Below are 20175 nucleotides of genomic sequence, written 5' to 3'. Positions count from 1 at the left end.
ATCGTAGGGAGGATTTCGACTATTGTCTACAGTCTTTTGTCTAACGCTGTAGATTAACCTGCGACCGCTTTGTCCGCTACGGTGCGGTTTCTGCGCTCATCGCCGGCAGCAGGGATTTGACAAGCAGGAAGTCGGCGCCGCGGGCGTCCGGGAGGGCCGGCGTGCCCGTACGACGCCCGGCGGCTCAGCGCGACTCTCCGGCCTGCTCGGCGGCGGCCAGCAACTCGACGAGGTGTATCGCCCGCACCCGGGACCGGCGCCGCCTCAGACCGATCCGCAGCTGGAGCAGGCAGCCGGGGTTCACCGCCACCACGTAATCCACTCCGAGCGCCTCGATCGCATCCAGTTTCGGAGCCAGGACCCGCGCGCTGTCACGTCGGCGCAACAGGGAGTACGTGCCGGCCGCCCCGCAGCAGCCGGAGGCGCCCGGCAGCTCCACGTAGTCGGCGACTCGGCCCAGCAGCTCACGCGGCTCCCGCCAGACGTCCAGGCCGTTGCGCAGGTGGCAGGAATCCTGAAGTGTCACCCGCGCGCGCCGTCCTTCCAGCATCACCTCCCCCAGTGGGCCGTCCTGGGTCTCCACCAGGTACTGCGACACCTCGCGGACCCGATCCGCGCCGAGCACTGACGCCAGGTGCGCCGCGCAGCCGCCGGAGGTGGTGACGATCGTGCCGGGCAGGCTCGCACCGAGGGATCGCGCGAGCGCGCGCCCGCGCTCCAGCTCACCGTTGTGCGCCTGCAGCGCGCCGCAGCAGCCCTGGGAGCTCCGGGCGTCCAGCTCCGGCCGGAGCCGACGAGCCGCGCGGCTGACCCGGGGGAACAGCCCTCGCTCAGCACAGCCGAGCATCAAATGGGGCCCACGCCCGGCGGGGCTGCGGGCATGGCGGCGCCACCCGGTCAGCCGGATCAGCCAGGGCCGGGCGGTCACGACGTTCAGCACCGCGGCCAGCAGCGGGCGTCGACGACCGCGCCACTGGAAGTCACGCCAGTGCTCCAGCAACTCGCCGTACCGCACACCCGCCGGGCACACCGGCTCGCAGGCTCGACACCCCAGACAGAACGACGCCTCCTCCTGGAGCGTGAGGTCATCGGCGGGCAGCGCACCGGAGTCCAGCGCCCGCATGAGGTTGATGCGACCCCGTGGGGATGACTGCTCATCACCGGTGAGCGCGTAGGTGGGGCAGGCGGGCAGGCAGAAACCGCAAGAAATGCACCGGTCAAGCAGCTCGCTGGGGAACACCAGCGGCTTGTCCGGATTGGGGAGAGTCATGATCCCAGCTTTCCGGGATTGAGGATTCCCGTCGGGTCGAAGGCGGACTTGATCCTGCGCAGCAGTGCCGTCTGCTCATCACCCAGCCGATCACGGAGGTAGGGAAGCTTCGCCGCACCCACACCGTGCTCCCCGGTGATGGTGCCGCCCAGCTCGATCGCCGCGGCGAAGATGTCGGCGAAGGCGCGGTGCGTGCGGGACACGGCGTCCGCGTCGTCGGCGTCGAGGACGCAGGTCGGATGGAGGTTGCCGTCACCCGCATGGCCAAAGGTCCCGATGAGCAGGTCATACCGTGCCGCGATCGCTTCGATCCTCTCCACCATCTCCGGGAGACGGGGCCGCGGGACACTGGCGTCCTCCAGGACGGTCAGCGAGTTCAGCCGCGACAGCGCCGGCAGCGAGCAGCGCCGCGCCGCCAGCAATGCCTCAGACGCCGCGACCTCGGTGGCCACGGTCAGGTCGAGCGCTCCCTGCCCCAGGCAGATGTCGCTCATCCGGGCGACGTGCCGCTCGACCATGTCGGGTGGTCCATCGTCACCGAAAAGCAGGAGCGCGCCGGCGTCGCGCCTGAGCCCCAGTTGCGCGTAGTCCTCCACCACGCCGATACAGGTGTGGTCGAGGAACTCCAAGGTCGAGGGCAGGACCCCGTCGGCGATGATGGCGGCCACGGCCCGGCCGGCGTCGGCGAGGGTCTCGAAGTACGCGACACCGGTGTGCGCCGTCGCGGGAAGAGGCAGCAGAGCCACGGTGATCTCGGTGATCACCGCCAGTGTTCCCTCGGAGCCGGTCAACAGTCGCGTCAGGTCGTACCCGGCCACGTCCTTCCAGAGCCGCCCGCCGGTCCGGATCACCTCCCCGCTCGGCAACACCGCCTCCAGGCCGAGGACGTAGTTTCGGGTCACGCCGTACTTGAGACCGCGCAGCCCGCCCGCGCACGTGGCCACGTTGCCACCGATCGTGGACACCGTGCGGCTTCCGGGGTCAGGGGGAAAGACCAGGCCGAACCTGGACACCTCGTCCGCCAGCCGAGCGGTGGCCACGCCGGGTTGGACCCGGGCGAGGAGCTCCTCTGGGCTGACCTCGAGGATCTGGTTCATGCGGGTGAGGACCAGGACGATGCCCCCACGCAGCGGCACGGTCGCCGCGCACAGATTGGTGCCCGCACCTCGCGGCACGACCGGAGTGCCGTGCCGGGTCGCGATGCGGAGGACTCCCGCCACCTGGCCGGTATCAGCCGGGAAGACGACTACGTCGGGAGTCCCGGAGAACAGCGGCGTCGCGTCCCGCATGTACGGGGTGAGCTCGCCCGCCGAGGTCCGCACGTTGTCCGCGCCGAGCAGGGCCCGCAGCTCCTCCACCAACGAGATGTCGACGCTCACAGGTGAACACCCCGGCCACGAGGCGCTCCGAAGGTCAGCGACCGGTCCACGAGACCTTCTTCTTCCCGGCGAACGCGCCGACCGCCGTGTGAAAGTCCTCGCTGCCGAACACGCGGGCGACGATGTCGTCACCGTCCGGCAGTTGCGCGCGACGGAGTCGCCGGACGGATTCCTTGGCCGCCCACATGCTCAATGGGGAGTGGGCCAGGAGCTGATCCACGACGCTGGCGACCGCGCCGTCGAGCTCGTCGTCACCACACAGCTCGCTGACGAAGCCGGCGGCATGAGCCTCCTCACCGGTCAGCAGCCGGGCGCGGAGCAGCAGGTCCAGTGTTCTCGCCGGACCGAGGTGGTGAACCAGTAGCGAATGCGAGTTCATCGACAGGCAGTTGCCGAGGGTTCGCGCGATGGGCACCCCGAAACGGGCGCTCCGCGTGGCGACGCGGAGGTCGCACACGGCGGCGATGGCCATCCCGCCACCGACGCAGAAGCCGTTGACACCGGCGACGGTCGGCACGGAGACCTCCTCCAGCCGACCCAGCACGCGGGCGATCCGGTCCTCGTACGCGACGCCGTCGGCGCCCGTGGAGAAGTCCGAGAACTGGCTGATGTCGGTGCCCGCGACGAACGCGGCTGAGCCGGCTCCCCGCAGCACCATGACCCGGATGTCGTCGTCGGAGTCCGCGCGATCACAGGCCTGGACGAGGCCGTCGTACATGGCCCAGGTCATCGCATTGCGCTGTGGCGGACGATTGAAGGTCACGGTCAGGACTGCTCCGTCGTCCTCGACCAACAGTTCGGTGGTATTCAACGCGTGATCTCCTGGGAGCCCGGGGCAGCCGGGAACGGCTGCTCAGCATGAGTAGGGGCGTGATCAGTCAACGGGCGCGGTGTGGTCGCGGGGACGGGTGGGTCCGGCAGCCTCGTGCCCGCCGTGGCCGGGCACATCGGTCAGGACCGCCTCGGCCGCGGCGCCGGCCTCCACCAGTGCCTTGACCTCGTCACTCGTGAACCCTGCCGACATGAGCACCGTTTGGGTGTCCGCCCCGAGCACCGGCCCGGCCGGCCCTCTGCGTACCGGAGTCCTGGAGAACCGCATCGGTGACCCGATCTGACGGACCGTGCCGATCGTCGGGTGCGAGGAATCCCAGAAGAAGTCACGTTCACCCAGGTGGGCGCTCGTGAACACGTCGGAGTAGTCGGCGATCGGTGCGCACGGCACGCCGGCAACCTCAAGAGCGTCGACCAGTTCCGCGGTCGAGCGCGCGGTCGTGGCCGCTTCGATCGAGGCGATCAGCTCGTCGCGGTGCGCGTGCCGGCTGAAGCTGTCGGCGTATCGGGTGTCCTCGAGAAGCGACTCGAGATCCAGGGCGGTGCAGAACGCCTTCCAGGTCTTCGGCGTCACCGCTCCCACGGTTACGTAGCCGTCCGCGCACCGGATGGCCTGGTACGGTGCCATGCTCTGGTGCGCTGAGCCCAGCCGGCCACCCACCTCGCCAGTGGTGAAGTACTTGGCCGCCTCCCAAACGGCCAGCGACACGCCCGACTCGAGCAGGGAAACGTCGATGTGCTGCCCTTGGCCGCTGTGGGCCTGTTCACGAAGCGCGGCGGTGACCGCCAGGGCCACGTAGAGGGCGCACACGAGATCACAGATCGGCACACCGGTCTTGGCCGGATCCCCGTCCGGGTCACCGGTGATGCTCATGAGACCCCCGCGGGCCTGCGCCATGATGTCGAGCCCCGGTTGTGCCGCCAAAGGTCCGCTCTGGCCCCATCCGGAGGCCGACGCGTAGATGATCCTCGGATTGACGTTACGGACGTCGTCGTAACCCAGTCCCAGCGCGGCCATGGCACCTGGCCTGAGGTTCTCAACCAGCACGTCGGCCGTCGCGGCCAGCCGCAAGAACGCGTCCCGGCCCCCGGACGACTTGAGATCCAGTGCCACGGATTCCTTGTTGCGGTTGAAGCGCGCGAACGGCGCGCTCTCACCCGCGACGAAGGGCCCGGTGGCGCGCACCGGCTCTCCGCCGGTGGGGTTTTCCACCTTGACGATGCGCGCACCCAGGTCAGCCAGTTGCAGAGTGGCGAACGGCGCCGCGATGAAGCCACCGACCTCAAGAACAGTGATCCCGGCCAAGGGTGCCGCGTCCTCCATCGACATGGGGCCGCCTTCCATATGACACGCGCCGACCCAGCCGGCATTACCGGTTAAGGGGCGCTGGTTACGTCCCGCCCTCACCATAGGCGAAATCTTCGACTATTGTATACAGAGCTGTTCTTGCTATGGAACCTGACCGAAGGGACCGACCTTGCCTGCCCCCCAGACTCCCCCGCTCATCTCCTTCGCGGGCGTCCGACCGACGTTGGCTGAGGACGCGTGGGTCGCTCCCGGCGCCATCGTCGCGGGAGCCGTGACGCTGGCTTCCCGGTCCAGCGTCTGGTTCACCGCCGTGATACGCGCTGACGGTGACACCGTCCACGTCGGCGAGGACAGCAATCTGCAGGACGGTGTCGTCGTGCACGCCGACCCAGGGTTCCCGGTGACCCTGGGACGCGGTGTCTCCGTGGGACACCGAGCGGTGCTGCACGGCTGCGCCGTCGACGACGATGTCCTCATCGGGATGGGAGCCGTCGTCCTCAACGGGGCGCGCATCGGCCGCGGAACCCTCGTGGCGGCGGGCGCGGTCGTCCTGGAAGGCACGGTCATCCCGCCGGGCTCGCTGGTCGCGGGCGTGCCGGGAAAGGTGCGGCGGGCGCTGACCGAAACAGAAGTCGACCGCATCCGGGACAACGCCGGCAGTTACGTCCTACGGGCGAGTCAGTACGCGCGGGAGGTCGCATCGTAGGGCGGCGCCGACGGCGGGGCGGCCGTGGCGGCCCCGGTTCGGCGGGACGGACGGAACGCGGAGTGCCTCCAGCGGTTCGGTCAGGGGCGGGCCCCACGGCTGAGCGGGCCGCGGGGCAGCCCCCAGGGGGTCAGCGTACGGCCAGGCAGACCTCGAAGACGGCGGTCAGCCGTTCGACGTCGGCCGGTGTGGGCTCCTCCGGGCCGAGGTGGCGGCGTAGCGCGCCGCCCCCGAGGATCACCGCCACCGCCAGCCGGGCCCTGGCCTGCGCGTCGGGGCCGCCGAGGAATGTCGCCAGCGGGTCGACCAGCGCGGTGCGGACCCGCCCGTGGACGAGGTCCTGGATCTCGGGGTGACCGGCCGAGCGTTCGAGGCAGCGCAGGATCGGGTTCTCGGGGTCGGTGTGCATCCGCCGCGCGGTGTGCTCGGCCAGCCGCCTGGGCAGGCCCTCCGGGTCGCCGTCGAGCACCCGGCTGATCGTCGGCTCGCCGGCCAGCACCTCGCCGAACAGCCCGGCCTTGGACCCGAAGTAGCGGCCGACCAGGGCGATGTTGGCGTCGGCCGCGGCGGCGATCATGCGTACGGTGACGTGCTCGTAGCCGTGCTCGGCGAACAGGGAGCGCGCCGCGGCGAGCAGCCGGCCCCGGGTGGCCGCGCGGTCCCTGGGCCGCGCCTCCATCTGGAGGTTGTTCATCCGTGAACTCTAACGGGGGTGAGTCGCTTGCCGCTCGGCTAGTAAACGTGCGTATACTCGATGGGTTCGTCGATGTTGAATAGAGAATGCGGTGCCTCGATGACCCAGACACGGCAGTACTCCCACCGGGAGATCCTCGAGGTCATGTCCGGGCTGATGCTCGCCATGCTGACCTCGATGATCTCCACCTCGGTGGTGGGCACGGCACTGCCGACGATCGTGGGAGAGCTCGGCGGACAGAACCAGTACTCCTGGGTGGCCTCGGCCACGATGCTGACGATGACGGTGTCCACGCCGCTCTGGGGAAAACTGTCCGACGTGTTCGGGCGGAAGCTGCTCTTCCAGACCGCCCTGGGACTCTTCGTCGCCGCGTCGCTCGTGGCCGGCCTGTCACAGGACATGGGCCAGCTCATCGCCGCCCGAGCCGTGCAGGGCCTGGGGGTCGGCGGCCTGTCGGCCCTTTCCCAGGTGATCCTCGGCGACATCGTCTCGCCCCGGGAACGGGGTCGCTACTCCGGCTACATGGGCGCGGTCTTCGGCATCTCCACCGTCGCCGGGCCGCTGCTCGGCGGGTTCATCGTGGACACCGAATGGCTGGGCTGGCGCTGGTGCTTCTACGTGGTGGTGCCCTTCGCGGTGGTCGCCGCCGTGGTGATCCAGAAGGTGCTGCGGCTGCCCACGGTCAAGCGGGACACCTCGATCGACATCTGGGGCGCGACCACCATCACCGCCGCCGCCACCGCCCTGATGCTGCTTCTCACGCTCGGCGGCCAGGAGTTCGAATGGAACTCGTTCTGGACGTACGGTCTCGGCGCGCTGAGCCTGCTCATGCTGGCCCTGGCGGTGCTCGCGGAGCGCACGGCCCGCAACCCGATCCTGCCGCCCAGGTTGTTCCGGAACCCCACGTTCGTGCTCACCAGCCTCGGCTCGCTGTTCGTGGGCATGGCGATGTTCGGCGCGATGATCTACCTGCCGCAGTACCTGCAGATCGTCAAGGGGATGAGCCCGACCGACTCCGGCCTCATGACGCTGCCGATGGTCCTCGCGCTGTTCGTCTCCGGCGTCGTCTCCGGCAAGATCGTCACCAGGACCGGGAAGTGGAAGCTGTTCCCGGTGGCGGGCCTGCTGATCGTGGCCGTGGGACTGTTCCTGCTGTCGCGGCTGCACGTCGACTCCAGCGGATGGCTGATCGGGTTCGACGTGGGCGTGCTGGGCGTCGGGCTCGGGCTGTCCATGCAGATGCTCATCCTCGCCGCCCAGAACGGCTCCGAGGTGCGCGACATGGCCGCCACCACATCGGGCGTCTCCTTCTTCCGGTCGCTCGGCGGCGCCGTGGGCGTGGCCGCGTTCGGCGCGATCCTCACCAACCGCCTCATGACCGAGATGACGGAGATGCTGCGCGCCGCGCACATCCAGATCCCCGGCGGCGGCTCGCCCACGCTCGGCAGCCCCGACGCGATCCAGCGACTGCCGGAGCCGGTCAAGGGCATCGTCCTCGAGTCGTTCACCCGGGGCCTGGAGACCGTCTTCATCGTGGGCGTGCCGATCGCCCTGCTCGGATTCCTGGCCGTGGTCTTCCTCAAGGAGCTGCCGCTCCGGGGCACCACAGCGCCGACACCGCCGGAGCCGAAGCCGCTCGGCAAGGACGACCTGGTCCTGGCCGGCCTCCTCCTGGAGCTCATCGCCCAGCGCGTCGAGCGCGCGAACGGACAGCCGTCCGCCCTGCTCACGGCGGTCGCCAGGATGGCCCCTCCGGATGACCGGTCCGAACGGGAGCGCGCCAGGTTCGTCGCGCGGACCGTGCTGCGCCCCACGTCACGCGCCCTGATCACGCAGGCGGCGCCCCCTCAGAAAGACCTCGTCACAGGAGGAATCGCTCAATGATCCGCAAGTTCGCGGGCGCCGTCGTGGCCGCCCTCGCGCTCATGGCCGGGCTGTGGCTCATGATCGCTCCCTTCGCCCTGGGCACCCAGCCCGAGACGGCCGACTGGACCGGCGCGACCACGTCCGAGTTCTTCACCGGGCTGGGCGTGACCGTCGTCGGCGTCATCGGCGTGGCCTCCTTCGTCGCGTCCATCCACGAGGAACTCGTCACGCGCGGCCTGGTCACCGTGCGGCAGCGCCGGCCGGAACCCCAGCCCGTCCCCGAACCGGCCCCCGCCGCGCCGCAGACGTCGTCCGCGGAGCTGGCCGCCCTGCTCGCCCCGCTCGTCGAGGCGCTGCGCGAAGACCTGAACAGCACCGGCGAACATCGCCAGAACGGCGCGACCCCCCTGATCGGAGCGGAAGACAACCGATGAAGGCCAAAGTGGGCGTGACCGCCCTCGCCCTGCTGTTCGTGGCCGGCCTCTGGCTGATCGCCGCGCCGTTCGTCACCGGCCACCAGCCCCGCGGCGCCGCCTACACCGACGCGACCGTCAACGACCTGTGGGTGGGCGGCCTGCTGTCCGGCGGGTCGTTCGTCACCCTCGTGGCGTACGCGGCCGACGCGCTGCGCGAAATCACCGGCCGCGGCAAGCACGCCGCCGACTAGCTGTTCTGGCCCACGCCACGGCGTCGGCATGATTCGGCGAGTTCGCCACCGAACGGGCTCGCCGTACCGCGCTGATAGCCCTCTGAGCTGGCAAGACGTCGCATATGGTGGCGGGATGAAGCGTTCTGCCGTCCTCGCCTGCCTGACTCTCACGGTCGTCGCATGCGCCGGGCAGACCCCGGCCGCGCAACCGGACCGCACCGGGCTGGAGCCGGCGCAGGCCACTCCTTCAGCCCCGGTCTCACCGTCGCCTTCGCCTTCGCCTACGCGGACGGGCCCGCCGGAGTTCACCGCCAAGGTCACCAAGATCGCCCGCGACCGGCTGCCCTACTCCTGGCGCCCCGGCTGCCCCGTCGGCTACCAGGACCTGCGCCTGGTCACCATGACCTATTGGGGCTTCGACAACCGGGCGCACACCGGCGAACTCGTCGTCCGCGACACCGTCGCCGACGACATCACGACCGCCTTCAAGAAGCTGTACGACATGCGCTTCCCGATCAAGCAGATGCGGCTCGTCGACGTCTACAAGGGCGACGACTTCGACTCGATCGAGGCGGACAACACCTCGGCCTTCAACTGCCGCCCGGCCACCGGATCGAGCAGCTGGTCCAAGCACGCCTACGGCCAGGCCGTGGACATCAACCCGCGCGAGAACCCGTACGTCACCGCCGGCGGCGGCACCGCCCACCAGAACGCCAAACAGTTCACCAAGCGCCCCATGAAGGGCAAGGGCGTGATCAACCCGGGCGACAAGGTGGTGCGCGCCTTCTCCTCGGTCGGCTGGGAGTGGGGCGGCTACTGGTCAGGCACCAAGGACTACCAGCACTTCAGCAAGGGTGGCGGCTGAGAGCTGGGGCGATGTCACCGCTCTGGGCCTGACCTGCGGTTCGTCCACTCAACAGCTCTCAGCGTTTCCTGGTGTCTCACAACCTCATGTGCCCTCGTTGTGCCCTGCCTGCCCTCGAAGATCTGGGTGATCTCCGACCTTCGATCTGGCCACCTGCGAAAACAGCTCGATCATGTTGATGAGCAGGGGTTACGCTTGCAGACGTCTCGCATCACTTCTCGCTGATTCCGGTACTCCCACGGAACAGCGACGGAACAAGAACAGAGCTTGGAGGCGCCTGTGGCAATGCCAAAGAAGGGCTCGCGGATCATCACCGTCGACGGCGCCGTCTACCGCTGGCGGGTCAGCCACAAGCCGACCTACAGCCAAGGCAACAGCTGGAGCCCCCTCACCTTCGCCGTTGAGCGAGCGAGGAACCAGGCCGCGTCCTTGTGGTGTCACTCCCCTGCGCCCGGCCGGACAACTGGTCAGGAGAGCGAACGATCACGATCCGTCCCGTCCTTGTCGTCGGATGCATCAGACGGGCCGTCGAACAAGGATGGAACTCGGGACGACTGGGCTCAGCATTCACCCTCACCGTCACCGAGGACGAACTGGCCGCGCTCCTGGGCGAACCGCCTCAGTACCTGATCCCCTTCCTCTGGGGCATGATCCCGGAGGGTGGCGGCATCGAAGACCTCCCTCGATGCACTCAGATTTGGAGTCGAGACAAGTCGAGCACCGACCAGGCACCTTCTGATCCGTAGCCAGTTCGAGATCATCCACAGGCGTCCACCGGTGTCAGAAAATCCTGCTCCGAGAGGACTCTCACTTGATCGTCTTCCATGGATGTCCACTCACATCCGGGAACGCCGTTAGCATTCTCGTTAGCAAGATCACGCATGGTGCGAGAGATGTCTTCGTATCAGGGGGAGCGAAGGTAGCAACGAAGATTGATCTCCCCGATCTCCTGACTATGCCAACCCTCACACTAAGTCGCGTTCAGTTCTCCTCGGCTTTTTCTCTCGCATACCCAGATCCGATGCAAGCCAGGCATCGATGCTCGACTCCACGTATGGATGCTCGCCGTGATAGTCATCGTTAAGCCGCATCCGCTCGAACCAATGCAATACGATGAGTTGAAGCTTCTGCGCTGCCAGGAAATCTCGCAAGAAGGAAGCCCGCACCAGCAGCGCTCGGCTGTCGTTCCCTGGAACCTCGTAGTAGGTGAAAACGGGCGCGCCTGCAGCATCCAGCCAGCTCGGGCCTCGCATGTCGAAGGTCAATCCCGCGGCCTGCTGTATGAACGTTGAGGGCAGGATCGTGGTCGCGGATTCGCCGATGGAGCAGTCAAGGATGCTGCCCTCCCATGTGTACTGCTCGATGGTCGGCACGACCTGAAATGACTCTTCTCCGATTGTTACTGGTCGGAGCGTACTGTGCCGGTGCGGGCAGTCTGGGCCAACGCGACCGACCTCGCCCACATAGCAGCAGTCGATGTGGCCGTGCGAGTCGACTAGGTCACGGATCTCATGGCGCGGTTTGGCCGACAGCGCGGCGAGGAACGCCTCGGCGTCACCGGCCGCGATGAGCAGTGTGTCGATCGCGCTGCGTTCCTGAAGGCCACGCCACCCCTTGTCGGCCAGCGGATCGACCTGCTTTATGAAGCTTTCTAGCACCACCCATTCATCGTCGCTGCGGTCCCGGACGAACGTGGACCGGGCAACCGTCGGCTCGGATTCGGTGTCAGACAGGAACCGCCTGACATCTCCCTGGTAGCGGCCGAAGTCAAGACGCGCGGGCGGCCACTCCTGCAATTGGATCAGCGGCGGGTCCCAGGCCGCGGTGTCGTTGCCACCGTTATCGTTGAAGGCCCGGTAATCGATCGTGGGCAGGCTGGGATCGATCTCCCTCTCGCCGATGATCTGGTGCAGTCCCTCGTACGGTTCGCTGTCGCCGTACCACCAAGAGGTCTGATAGTTATCCGCCACGCGGGCCAGCAGTTCGTGGTACGCCATCCACTGGTACTTCTTCCCCCAGCGCTCGGCCTTGTGGCCCTCCCGCCCGCGACCATGACCGATGTTGCGGTCCTTACGGCCGAACAGCTTCGGCGTCCAGCCCAGGCTAATGGTGCGCCGGAAGATCCAACGGCGGGCACCGTCAGCCGGGTAATCGTCGTTGACTGGTTTGGGGTACACGAAAACGGCATCGAGCAACTTCCGCTGCTCTTCGGTAAGGGGATCGTCGACTCCCCTATACAGGAAGCTCAATCTGCTATGAGCCATTTGCTCCGGGTCGTTTATCAACGCACCGAGATTCCGCTTCTGGTCATCGTCCAGCGAGGCGAGGAATGCCTGCCAACTTCGCTTGATGAAGCGTGGCTTTCGGTATTCGCGTTTGGGATAGTCCTGTCCCGTGCGGTAACGCGAGAAGTGACGCAGGCCGGCCTCTACCACGTAACGGCCGAAGTCTCCCATGCTGAGCAACGAGAAACTGATCGACGAATAGCTTTCGTCGTCGGGCTGGTCCTTATGCCAGCCATAACTGGCCTCGATCGTCGCCTCCGTTGGTGGCGGACCTGGCGGCTTCAGCCCGTATGGACGCTGCGACAAGCCCACAGCTGAGGCGGGCAGTAGCTGGTGAGCAACCGCCCATCGCACGACGCCGCGCGCAGCGTCCAGCAGCAGCTCATCCGGCCGAATCGGTCGGGTAAAGACCAAGGCGAGTACCAGCTCGGCAACCGCCTTGGCCTGGTTGGCCTGCGCCGGGGTGCTGCGGAGCAGCGAGCCGTAGGCGATGGCCATAACGCGCTGTACCACGTACGGGTCATCAACCGTCCAGAAGCGCTCGACCAGTGCACGCATGACGTCGAGGTGACCGCGTAGCAGCTGCACCAACGACTTGGTGACCCAGTCGCGCATGAAGCGGTTCGGAGAGGACAGGAGCCAGCACAGCGGGATGCACGCCAGCTCAATGACTTCAGCGTCGTACGATGGGTACGGCCCGGCTGCCGCCCAGCGCGCGAGACGAGCTGCGGGGTTGAAGGCTTCAGACAACTCGTGGTACGTCGCGAACCCGAAGTCACTGTCACGTCGCGGCATACGCTGCCGAAGAAGGTACTGGTGCAGCCCGTTGCCGTTAAGGCGGTTGCCAGGTTGCGGCGCGAGCGTGAACAGCACTCGGTAGAACTCGTCGCGGAGCAGGTAGGGCTGCGCATCATTCAGGAGGTCGATGGTGCGCTGGGAGATCGCCTGCGAGTCGCGATATGGCAGGGTCTCGACGAGCGAGCGGTAGAGCTGGCGAGCACGGTTGTGCTGCTCCCTGACGGCACGGTCCTCCTCCCGTTTTGGTCCGGTTGTTGGCTTGATGCCCAAGAAGTCCGGCACCTCAACGCCGTACACCTCGGGAAATAGGACAGTCGCCGCCTCGTTGATCCCCCAACTGCAGTCATCTGCCAGCCATGATCTGACCGCCTGGTCGTTCAACGGGTCGTCGGACAGCACCAGCCGGCGCTTCAGGAGCAGGAAGTCGGCGAAGGCCTGGAAGACGATCCGGATACCTTCGTCGAAGTTGCCGTTGCCCATGTAGAGGCGTTCGCGGGTGAGGACTCCTTCTTCCTGAAGCAGGCCTATGATTCTCGTGGCGTCGAAGCTGGAGCCGTGTAGCGCCTCTCGGGCAGTTGCCTCAGCGAGGCTAGTGCTCATGCTCTCGCGACCGAGACGCGAGAGCTCGTCAAGCAGCGCGTCGAGAACCCGGCTGACTTGGGTGTTCGCCGCGTCCAACTCATAGCCGGAGCTGACGTTCGGCCGAAAGCGCCGAGACACTGTCGAGATCTTCGCGGCAAGGTAGCGCTCGAAGATGGCGACACGCCCCTGGTGACCGGCGGGGATGGAGCGCGCGTCGGTCTGTGACAGACTCTCGCAGTACAGGCGCAGGAACAACGGCAGCGTAAACTCGGGAGTCAGCAGCGGAATCTTGGGAGCTTCGAGACCGTAGTGCGCGAAGTATCGCTGCGTAGCTTCGACTTCCCGCTCAGCGAAACCTGGGTGCGTGCGACGCACGTAGTAGGAGCCTTCCTCGCCTTCCAGGACGAGATTCTGGTAGGTGTCCCGGCAGGAGACTGCGAGCGCGACATGCGGGTACGGCGCTATTGCTGCTCGAAGCATAGGCAGATGAATGCGCCAGAACTCGGCGGGCGTGGTCTCGTTGAGCGCATCGACGAAGATCACGAACCGGCGCCCGGAAATCGAGGCGGCTTCCCCAGCCGCGTCCATGGAGCGGAGCAGCACATCCGCCCCGACTGGCTGCAGGCCGAGTTGGTCTGCGATGCTCGCCCACAGGTTACTCTGACCGAACTGCGCGCCCGCTAGGAACACCGCAGGTCGACCGGCGTCGAGGGCCCGCCGGGTGGCGTCGAGGAGCAGGTGCGTCTTGCCCGATCCAGCCTGACCGGTCAGAAAGTAGGTGCGGCGCTGAAACGAGCGACCTGCTGACGATTCGAGCCACGAAACCAACTCGCTGATCGCCATGTGCAGTCCGCCTGCGCCGTAGCTACTAGCACGCTCCGGTGGTCTCTTGGCCTTTTCAGGGTCGTCGTCCGGCAGCTCCCGCCACTCGGCCGCCAACCTGCGCTCGTACTCCTCGGCGGCATCGATAGCCTGCATACAGGCCGACAGTTGCTGGTTAAGCGGTTCGAGGACGGTCGGAGTATCGGCCGCTTGCAACGCGAGCGCGCCTGCTGTGGCTTTCAATGCTGCAGCCGTGCCTTGGATGGCCTGGTAGAGCGAGGCACCAGCCTCGTCTTCGTCCCTTGGCGACATGTGCAGATCAGCAATAGCCGAGATGACATCTCGGCGCAGCCGGTCGAAAATGGCAAGGATCGACTGGTCGAAGCCGAGCGCAAGCAGGTCTTCCTGGATAGGTACGTCGACCTGCAGATCAGGGCGGTACTTCTCGCTAGCGGCAGCGGCTTGCTGCTTGTAGCGTTGCTCCAGCCAGTCCTGGCCGAGAACTAAGTCGTCCCACCAGAACCAGCGCCGGCCGTTATGCTCTGGCTTGGCCAGCTCATTTAGCAGGTCACTCTCCTGTACCAGCTCAAACGCGATTTTGTCTGCGCCGGGGATTGTCTTCTGCCAGGTTGCGACCTTGTCTTCGTACTTCTCCCGCTGGGACTTGCGCTGCCGACCGCCCTTCCCTGCCTTGCCGGTCGCCAAATTCCAGGAGATGACGAAAGTCAGCTTGCGCAAATCTGGGCGCTCTTTAGCTACCCGCTTGACCGAATCAGTCATGGCGGTTATGAGGGCATCGATGCCCTTGACATGCTTGGCCTGCCAACCCCATTCGGTTCCATTCGGTAGTACGGCGTACCACTCCACACCCCCGTCAGGGTTGCCGGTCCGAATCGCACGCGTACCGAATGGCACATGATCCTTGAGTAGCTGGAAGGAGAGTTCCTCGAACGCCCGGCTCTGTTCACCGTTCCACATACGCAGCGTGTCGAAGCTCAACGTGGATACCCCCCCGCATGCCACTCCGTCCCAATTTGGAATATTCCTGATCGCTCACGCTCGGATTCGCGTGGTTTGGAGCGCTGCCGCCGCTCCAGCAGCGACACCATCCGGCCGCCGACCCGCTGAGCGCAGGCCGGTGACGTTGGATGGTTCACATAGAACATTAGCGGCGTACACAGCCGCGGCGGTGCGAAACAGCCTACGACAGCGGCGATGGGGCCGTAACGTGTCGGTTGGCCCAGAGGTAACCCCCGATGCTACTAGCACGGTGTGTGAAACACCGACGAGGTCCACACTTCCTCGAACACCCACGTCGCGGAGGTGAGCCCTCTACACGGCCCGAAGAACGTGAGCCGCACCGCAGCATGACCGTCCGTTTTTCAGGCGGGCCCATCATCCTGCTCGGTCGATCAAGGCCAAGGTCAGAGGTCCGTGGACGGCGGTCCAGAGGCGCTGGCGTATGGGGATGTTGCTGTCAGCGCTGCTGTCACCTCAGCCATGGTTCCCCGGGTGCCGAGTCCCGACGAAGGAGGGCCTCGGCGTCGATCGCCCCAACCCGTATGGCGAATGCCGAAGTCAGCGATCGTCAAGGCGGCAACAGATCGCTTACCGATCTTCCCTACGGCTCACACAGTCGGAGCGCCTGCTGCATACAGGAGCCAGCCCCGACGTAGAGGGCTCATCGGCCTCATCAGGTGTGTGACGACGTTCACCGAGATACGCCATCGTCCAGCCCCGTCGCTATATCTAGCTGCTGTACAACGCCCCGCCCACCTGCGCCTTCTCGCTCGGTGGCAAGAGGACCCCGCCCGCAGGACTGCCAGGCCCGAGAGCGGAGGCCACGCGGCAGCATGACCTTTAGTTTTCCGGCGGACTATGCCGCTCAAGGCACTCGCCGGCCAGTGCACGGGGAGGCTGTCGGCCAGTGGATGTCTCCGCAAGTGGTCGCTGCTGCCAAGCGGTCACGTACGCCATCGTGCCCGATGGGTGGACTGAGTCCTATTGGGCGCCGTCCGCATGGTCACAGGCAGGGCGCAAAGATCCCATTCGGCCCATAAGACTGATCGCAGGCCGCCTGATCGGTACCGGGTCGACCATCGGTCCATGACGATCTCGTGGCCAGGCCCTACCAGTTCAACCGATGTATCACCAAGTGTGAGATGCGACGACCCAGCGGCTGGGCATCTCCGGCATACAGCCGATTCATGCACCAAATCGACAATGAACGCCTTGACCAGCTAAGAGTATCGAGTCACTATATGACTACTTGACGATCTATCCACATGCGACGCTTCGACAGCACTGCCTTCTGTATTCAAATTGTTACACGATCACGCTTTATTTATAGACAAAAGCATCACCGAGTCAGGAGACCCCGGCTTGTAGCTTGCACATCTAAACCATAGTGAGGCAGCTTTGCATAAAATCACTCAGACGCTGGCCGCTTAATGTCAGTGCGAGAGCAATGGGACGGTGGCGAGTGGCAGCAGCATTGCTGCAAGCTTCTGGGCCTAAAACACGGAGAAGACATACAGTTCGTCCCCGATCGCGTGCGGGGAGATGGCGGACTAGAAGCATATCGCCTTGACGACACAATTGTATATCAATGTTATGCCCCTAAAGATTGCTTCACGGTCGAGGCTCAAACAAACGCCCAAAAGAAAAAAATTCGTGACGATATCCGAAAGCTTGTCGATAATCCACTAGACACTGTTGCCTTACTTGGGTCAGGATATATGGTGCGTCGTTGGGTTCTACTTACTCCCGAGTACGACGACAAGGAGCTTGTTAAGTATGCGCGGGAGAAGAGTGAAAAGGTAAGAGAGAATCCGCGCCCAAAATGGTGCCACGCCACGTTCGAGATTGTTATGCACACCGATCGAACTCTTTTTGCTGTAGAGATGGCTGCGTTGTATCGCGAGCCTGCGGGCACGATACGGTTACAGATTCAAGAGCCACATCATGGAGACCTTAGTGTCCACGTAGAGCCAAATATAACTGATTCCCTAACAAAAAAACTTCTGGTCGATCCTTCCTTCGCAACTGACACGGAGTATCTTGCGGGATATCGCGATGAGACACTTTTCGACTATATTTATGGAAAAAACTATCTTGAGCAACTGCAAGACCGTTACCCGTTAGCATACGAAACGGTATCAAGGCGCGCTAATGCAACTTATCGTAAATTGTACCGTCGCTTAGCGGCGGGAAACGGCGGCGCGAGTGATATAGAGGCTCTAACGCAAGAGCTTGCTGACGGTTTCATCAACGACATACCAGTATTAGATAGAGTCGCCTGCCAACAACTTGCGCAACACTATGTCGCAGCATGGTGGATAACATGTCCGCTACGTTTTAGGGCATCAGCATGAACTCTGATGAGCCGCGAGTCGAAGTAGCAGAATCGACTGCGGCACCCGGACGTACTCTACGAGCTCGTCGAGTACGACGCTTCCCCCATCCCACGAGCGGGCTTGAGGTAAGGCAAGTTCCGCTTCCCTTATCAGGCAGAGACCGAGTTGTGTGGCGTGTTGTTTCGATTCTCCTATGTCTGTCTGTCTGTCGCGGCAAGTCAGCTACGGTGGAACAATTGCATGTCCTATCGTGGCTTATACGCGACCCTGAGAACGCAGCACAGCTAAGCGCTGTATGGAACAAACAGCCTGGCGCCCCTGAGATTTTAAGGGCCTGGGATTCCCATCTAGAGGACACCTTGAAATTGTCCCGAGCAGCTGGACTTGTCGAGCAGAAGAGCACTGGCCGGCAAGTGCTAACACCTGCTGGGCTCCGCTTAGTGAATGCTCTACGCAATGATGTTGATATGCCACTACAAGAAGAGCGTCGAACGCTCTCCCGATTTGGTGCGTTTACAGAATCGGGCATGTGGGAAAGACTGGGCAAACGTCAGGGGAGATCCGGTACGCAGCCAAACAATAGGGAACGATAGTGATAAGCATCGTGACGGTGGCCTTAGATGTCAATACGACGCAAGGGCGCGCGCGCTATAGGGCACACTTACAGCCTGGACTTAATGTTCTTAATGCAGATAATAGTTGGGGAAAATCAACTCTGCTCCAGAGCGTCGTATTTGCTTTAGGCCTCGAAGGATCTCTTTCAGCATCGCGACGTACCCCCCTTGGGCCAGCGATGACGCAGGCTATCGATACAGATACTGGAAGAGTAGGGGTGGTGGAGTCGTCCGCGTCAGTTACTTTGCGGAACTCGTCCGGACAGTATCTGCGCGTACAGCGTTGGGCCATCAGTCCTGACGTTGAAAGAACTCTTGTGCACGTATGGCTTTCTGACACTCAGGAAGGGCTAGTTTCGGCTCCTCGCCTCGATATGTTCGTTCGCGAACGTAGAGCTACAACCAGTGCACTAGGCTTCCATAGGATTCTCGAGAATTTTCTAGGCTGGGCTCTGCCTCGTGTGCCAGATCACTCGGGTGGGGAAACACCTTTATACTTGGAAGTACTTTTCCCACTTTTCTATGTCGAACAGAAATTCGGCTGGTCCGGCATAGCACCTCGCGTCCCTACCCACTACGGTATCCGCGATCCGTTGAGGAGAGCTGTCGAGTATGTACTGGGGTTATCCACCTTAGATCGAATTCGTGCTCTGGAGGTCCTACGACAAGAAGAGGCAGCGATAGCTCGGGAGTGGGGACAGGCTGTTACGCGAGCCAAAGATGCAGCACTTGCTGAGGGCTGTAGAGCATTGATTTTCGACTCTTCTCCCGTTGCATATTCACAGAGACAGGGATCAATAGTTGAAGTGAATGAGGGGGATCGTTGGGTCTCCTTACCTTCAGCTGAGCAGAGTTGGCGGGAGAAGCTAGCTTCCCTCTCAGGAGACGTCATAACGGGAGGAGAGCGCACAGTCCTAAGCCGATCAGACCTCGAGGTAGCAGAGCAGCAGGTCCGCAATCTGGGCGCAATAGTTCGTAGCCTACGCGAAGAACTGACTATGTCTCAGGGCGAACAAGATGTTTTGGCTTCTCGTCTGGCGCACGTCGAACAAGATCGGCATCGACTTCAGGATATACAGAGAGTGCGAATCCTCGGAGGCGAGCTTCAACTCCCGCTTGTCGCAGAAGGACGATGCCCGACCTGTCAGCAGGACCTCGATAGCAGAAGCGTCGAGACGGGTACTGTAAGTACCGTTGAAGATAACCTCAGTCTTCTGGATGCCGAGAGATCCACGTTACTCAACATGCAGGCGTCTGCCGAAATCAAGGCAGTTAATCTTGCAAGCTCTGTAGCTGCAACCGAGAGCAGACTATCCGAGGCACGCGACAGGGTTAGGCTCTTGCGTGATGAATTGGTGGGACCATCAAATTTGCCGAGCCTTGCCGAGGTGCAGGAGAGGCTGTTCCTTGAGAGCAGACTAAGTGGTGCTGAACGACTGGGTGCGCTTATCGGCGCCATAGACGAAGCTTTAGACAGCCTTGCACTCCGTCTAGACGACGTAAGAACCAGGCGAGCTCGACTCGGGGAAAGCGACAGCAATCCACGCGATAGAGTGCTGTTGCGCTCCTTCCGGTCCAGCTTTCAACAACAGCTTTCCGCCTACGGCCTGCGCAGCCTTTCCCCAGCAGAAGTCACTATTGACGAGCGAACTCTACTTCCAATAAATGATGGTTTTGAGCTGAGCTTCGATGTCGCATTGGGGATAAGCGCCTCTGATGCTATCCGAACGAAATGGGCATACCATACTGCACTCTTGGAAGCTGCCTTTGCACATGAGGAAGGGCGTCACTTGGGTTTTCTTATACTGGACGAGCCTAGGCAGCAAGAGACTGATCGTCGTAGCCTAGAAGCGTTTTTACAACGCCTACATGGGGACTCCGGGCTAGGCCAAGTAATTTATGCCACCAGCGAGGAGTCATCACTTTTGAACATTCTGCTTCAAGGTATTCCGCATAACAAGCTGCCAGCACACGGATCACACCTTCTCCAACTGGGGTAACTGGTACTACATCGGTAGATCTTTAAGTCGTTCGCCAGCGTGACTGCGGGTGTATCGGTGATGGTCTGCAAGTGACCTTGTGCCTCACCTACGATCTCGTCGTGTCCTGGGATGCCGAACTCGCGACGGTGACCTCGCGGATCGCTGAT

13 protein-coding genes are annotated in these 20175 nt (G+C 63.8%); 7 read left to right on the top strand and 6 right to left on the bottom strand.

Annotated elements, in window-relative coordinates:
• Positions 1 to 184: 184 nt before the first annotated feature.
• The 4 genes from AB0C16_RS34600 to AB0C16_RS34585 all read right to left on the bottom strand — a co-directional run bounded on the left by AB0C16_RS34600 (position 185) and on the right by AB0C16_RS34585 (position 4810).
• Positions 185 to 1270 (bottom strand): (Fe-S)-binding protein, encoded by a 1086-nt coding sequence (locus AB0C16_RS34600; RefSeq protein ID WP_357689358.1) that lies wholly within the window; start codon positions 1268 to 1270, stop codon positions 185 to 187.
• Positions 1267 to 2649 carry an FAD-linked oxidase C-terminal domain-containing protein gene (locus AB0C16_RS34595; RefSeq protein WP_357689356.1) on the bottom strand — a complete coding sequence of 461 codons (1383 nt, stop codon included), beginning with the start codon at positions 2647 to 2649 and terminating at the stop codon, positions 1267 to 1269. The genes AB0C16_RS34600 and AB0C16_RS34595 overlap by 4 nt, the downstream gene beginning before the upstream one ends.
• Positions 2650 to 2683: 34 nt before the next feature.
• The gene (locus AB0C16_RS34590; RefSeq protein ID WP_357689354.1) at positions 2684 to 3460 is read right to left on the bottom strand and encodes an enoyl-CoA hydratase/isomerase family protein; all 777 of its coding nucleotides are present in this window, start codon (positions 3458 to 3460) and stop codon (positions 2684 to 2686) included.
• A 63-nt stretch (positions 3461 to 3523) separates the two neighbouring features.
• A complete protein-coding gene (locus AB0C16_RS34585; RefSeq protein WP_357689352.1) occupies positions 3524 to 4810 on the bottom strand; it encodes a CoA transferase in 1287 nt (428 codons plus the stop codon).
• Positions 4811 to 4958: 148 nt separating this feature from the next.
• Between AB0C16_RS34585 and AB0C16_RS34580 the strand changes: the two genes are divergently transcribed.
• Positions 4959 to 5495 carry a gamma carbonic anhydrase family protein gene (locus AB0C16_RS34580; protein ID WP_357689350.1) on the top strand — a complete coding sequence of 179 codons (537 nt, stop codon included), beginning with the start codon at positions 4959 to 4961 and terminating at the stop codon, positions 5493 to 5495.
• Positions 5496 to 5625: 130 nt separating this feature from the next.
• Here AB0C16_RS34580 and AB0C16_RS34575 read toward each other — a convergent pair whose 3' ends face one another.
• Positions 5626 to 6189 carry a TetR family transcriptional regulator gene (locus AB0C16_RS34575; RefSeq protein ID WP_357689348.1) on the bottom strand — a complete coding sequence of 188 codons (564 nt, stop codon included), beginning with the start codon at positions 6187 to 6189 and terminating at the stop codon, positions 5626 to 5628.
• Between the two features lie 99 nt (positions 6190 to 6288).
• Between AB0C16_RS34575 and AB0C16_RS34570 the strand changes: the two genes are divergently transcribed.
• The 4 genes from AB0C16_RS34570 (at position 6289) to AB0C16_RS34555 (ending at position 9569) form a co-directional block, all read left to right on the top strand.
• Positions 6289 to 8073 carry an MDR family MFS transporter gene (locus AB0C16_RS34570; protein ID WP_357689346.1) on the top strand — a complete coding sequence of 595 codons (1785 nt, stop codon included), beginning with the start codon at positions 6289 to 6291 and terminating at the stop codon, positions 8071 to 8073.
• On the top strand, positions 8070 to 8489 hold the full coding sequence (locus AB0C16_RS34565; RefSeq protein WP_357689344.1) for a hypothetical protein: 420 nt from the start codon (positions 8070 to 8072) through the stop codon (positions 8487 to 8489). Before AB0C16_RS34570 ends, AB0C16_RS34565 begins: the two co-directional genes overlap by 4 nt.
• Positions 8486 to 8722 (top strand): hypothetical protein, encoded by a 237-nt coding sequence (locus AB0C16_RS34560; RefSeq protein WP_357689342.1) that lies wholly within the window; start codon positions 8486 to 8488, stop codon positions 8720 to 8722. The genes AB0C16_RS34565 and AB0C16_RS34560 overlap by 4 nt, the downstream gene beginning before the upstream one ends.
• Before the next feature lie 115 nt (positions 8723 to 8837).
• Positions 8838 to 9569, top strand: coding sequence for a M15 family metallopeptidase (locus AB0C16_RS34555; RefSeq protein ID WP_357689340.1), 732 nt, complete (start codon positions 8838 to 8840; stop codon positions 9567 to 9569).
• A gap of 965 nt (positions 9570 to 10534) precedes the next feature.
• On the opposite strand, the gene AB0C16_RS34550 is transcribed toward AB0C16_RS34555, so the two are convergent.
• On the bottom strand, positions 10535 to 15055 hold the full coding sequence (locus tag AB0C16_RS34550) for a hypothetical protein (RefSeq protein ID WP_357689338.1): 4521 nt from the start codon (positions 15053 to 15055) through the stop codon (positions 10535 to 10537).
• A gap of 1457 nt (positions 15056 to 16512) precedes the next feature.
• Between AB0C16_RS34550 and AB0C16_RS34545 the strand changes: the two genes are divergently transcribed.
• Together AB0C16_RS34545 and AB0C16_RS34540 are read left to right on the top strand one after the other, a co-directional pair.
• Positions 16513 to 17430, top strand: a complete 918-nt coding sequence (locus AB0C16_RS34545; protein WP_357689336.1) for a hypothetical protein — start codon at positions 16513 to 16515, stop codon at positions 17428 to 17430.
• Positions 17431 to 19024: 1594 nt separating this feature from the next.
• Entirely contained in the window at positions 19025 to 20026 is a 1002-nt protein-coding gene (locus tag AB0C16_RS34540) for a hypothetical protein (RefSeq protein ID WP_357689334.1), read from the top strand.
• The last annotated feature ends 149 nt before the right edge of the window (positions 20027 to 20175 follow it).

It is taken from the genome of Nonomuraea sp. NPDC048916 (assembly GCF_040649575.1).
Taxonomy (GTDB): Bacteria; Actinomycetota; Actinomycetes; order Streptosporangiales; family Streptosporangiaceae; genus Nonomuraea.
This window is presented reverse-complemented; position numbering and strand designations above follow the sequence as displayed.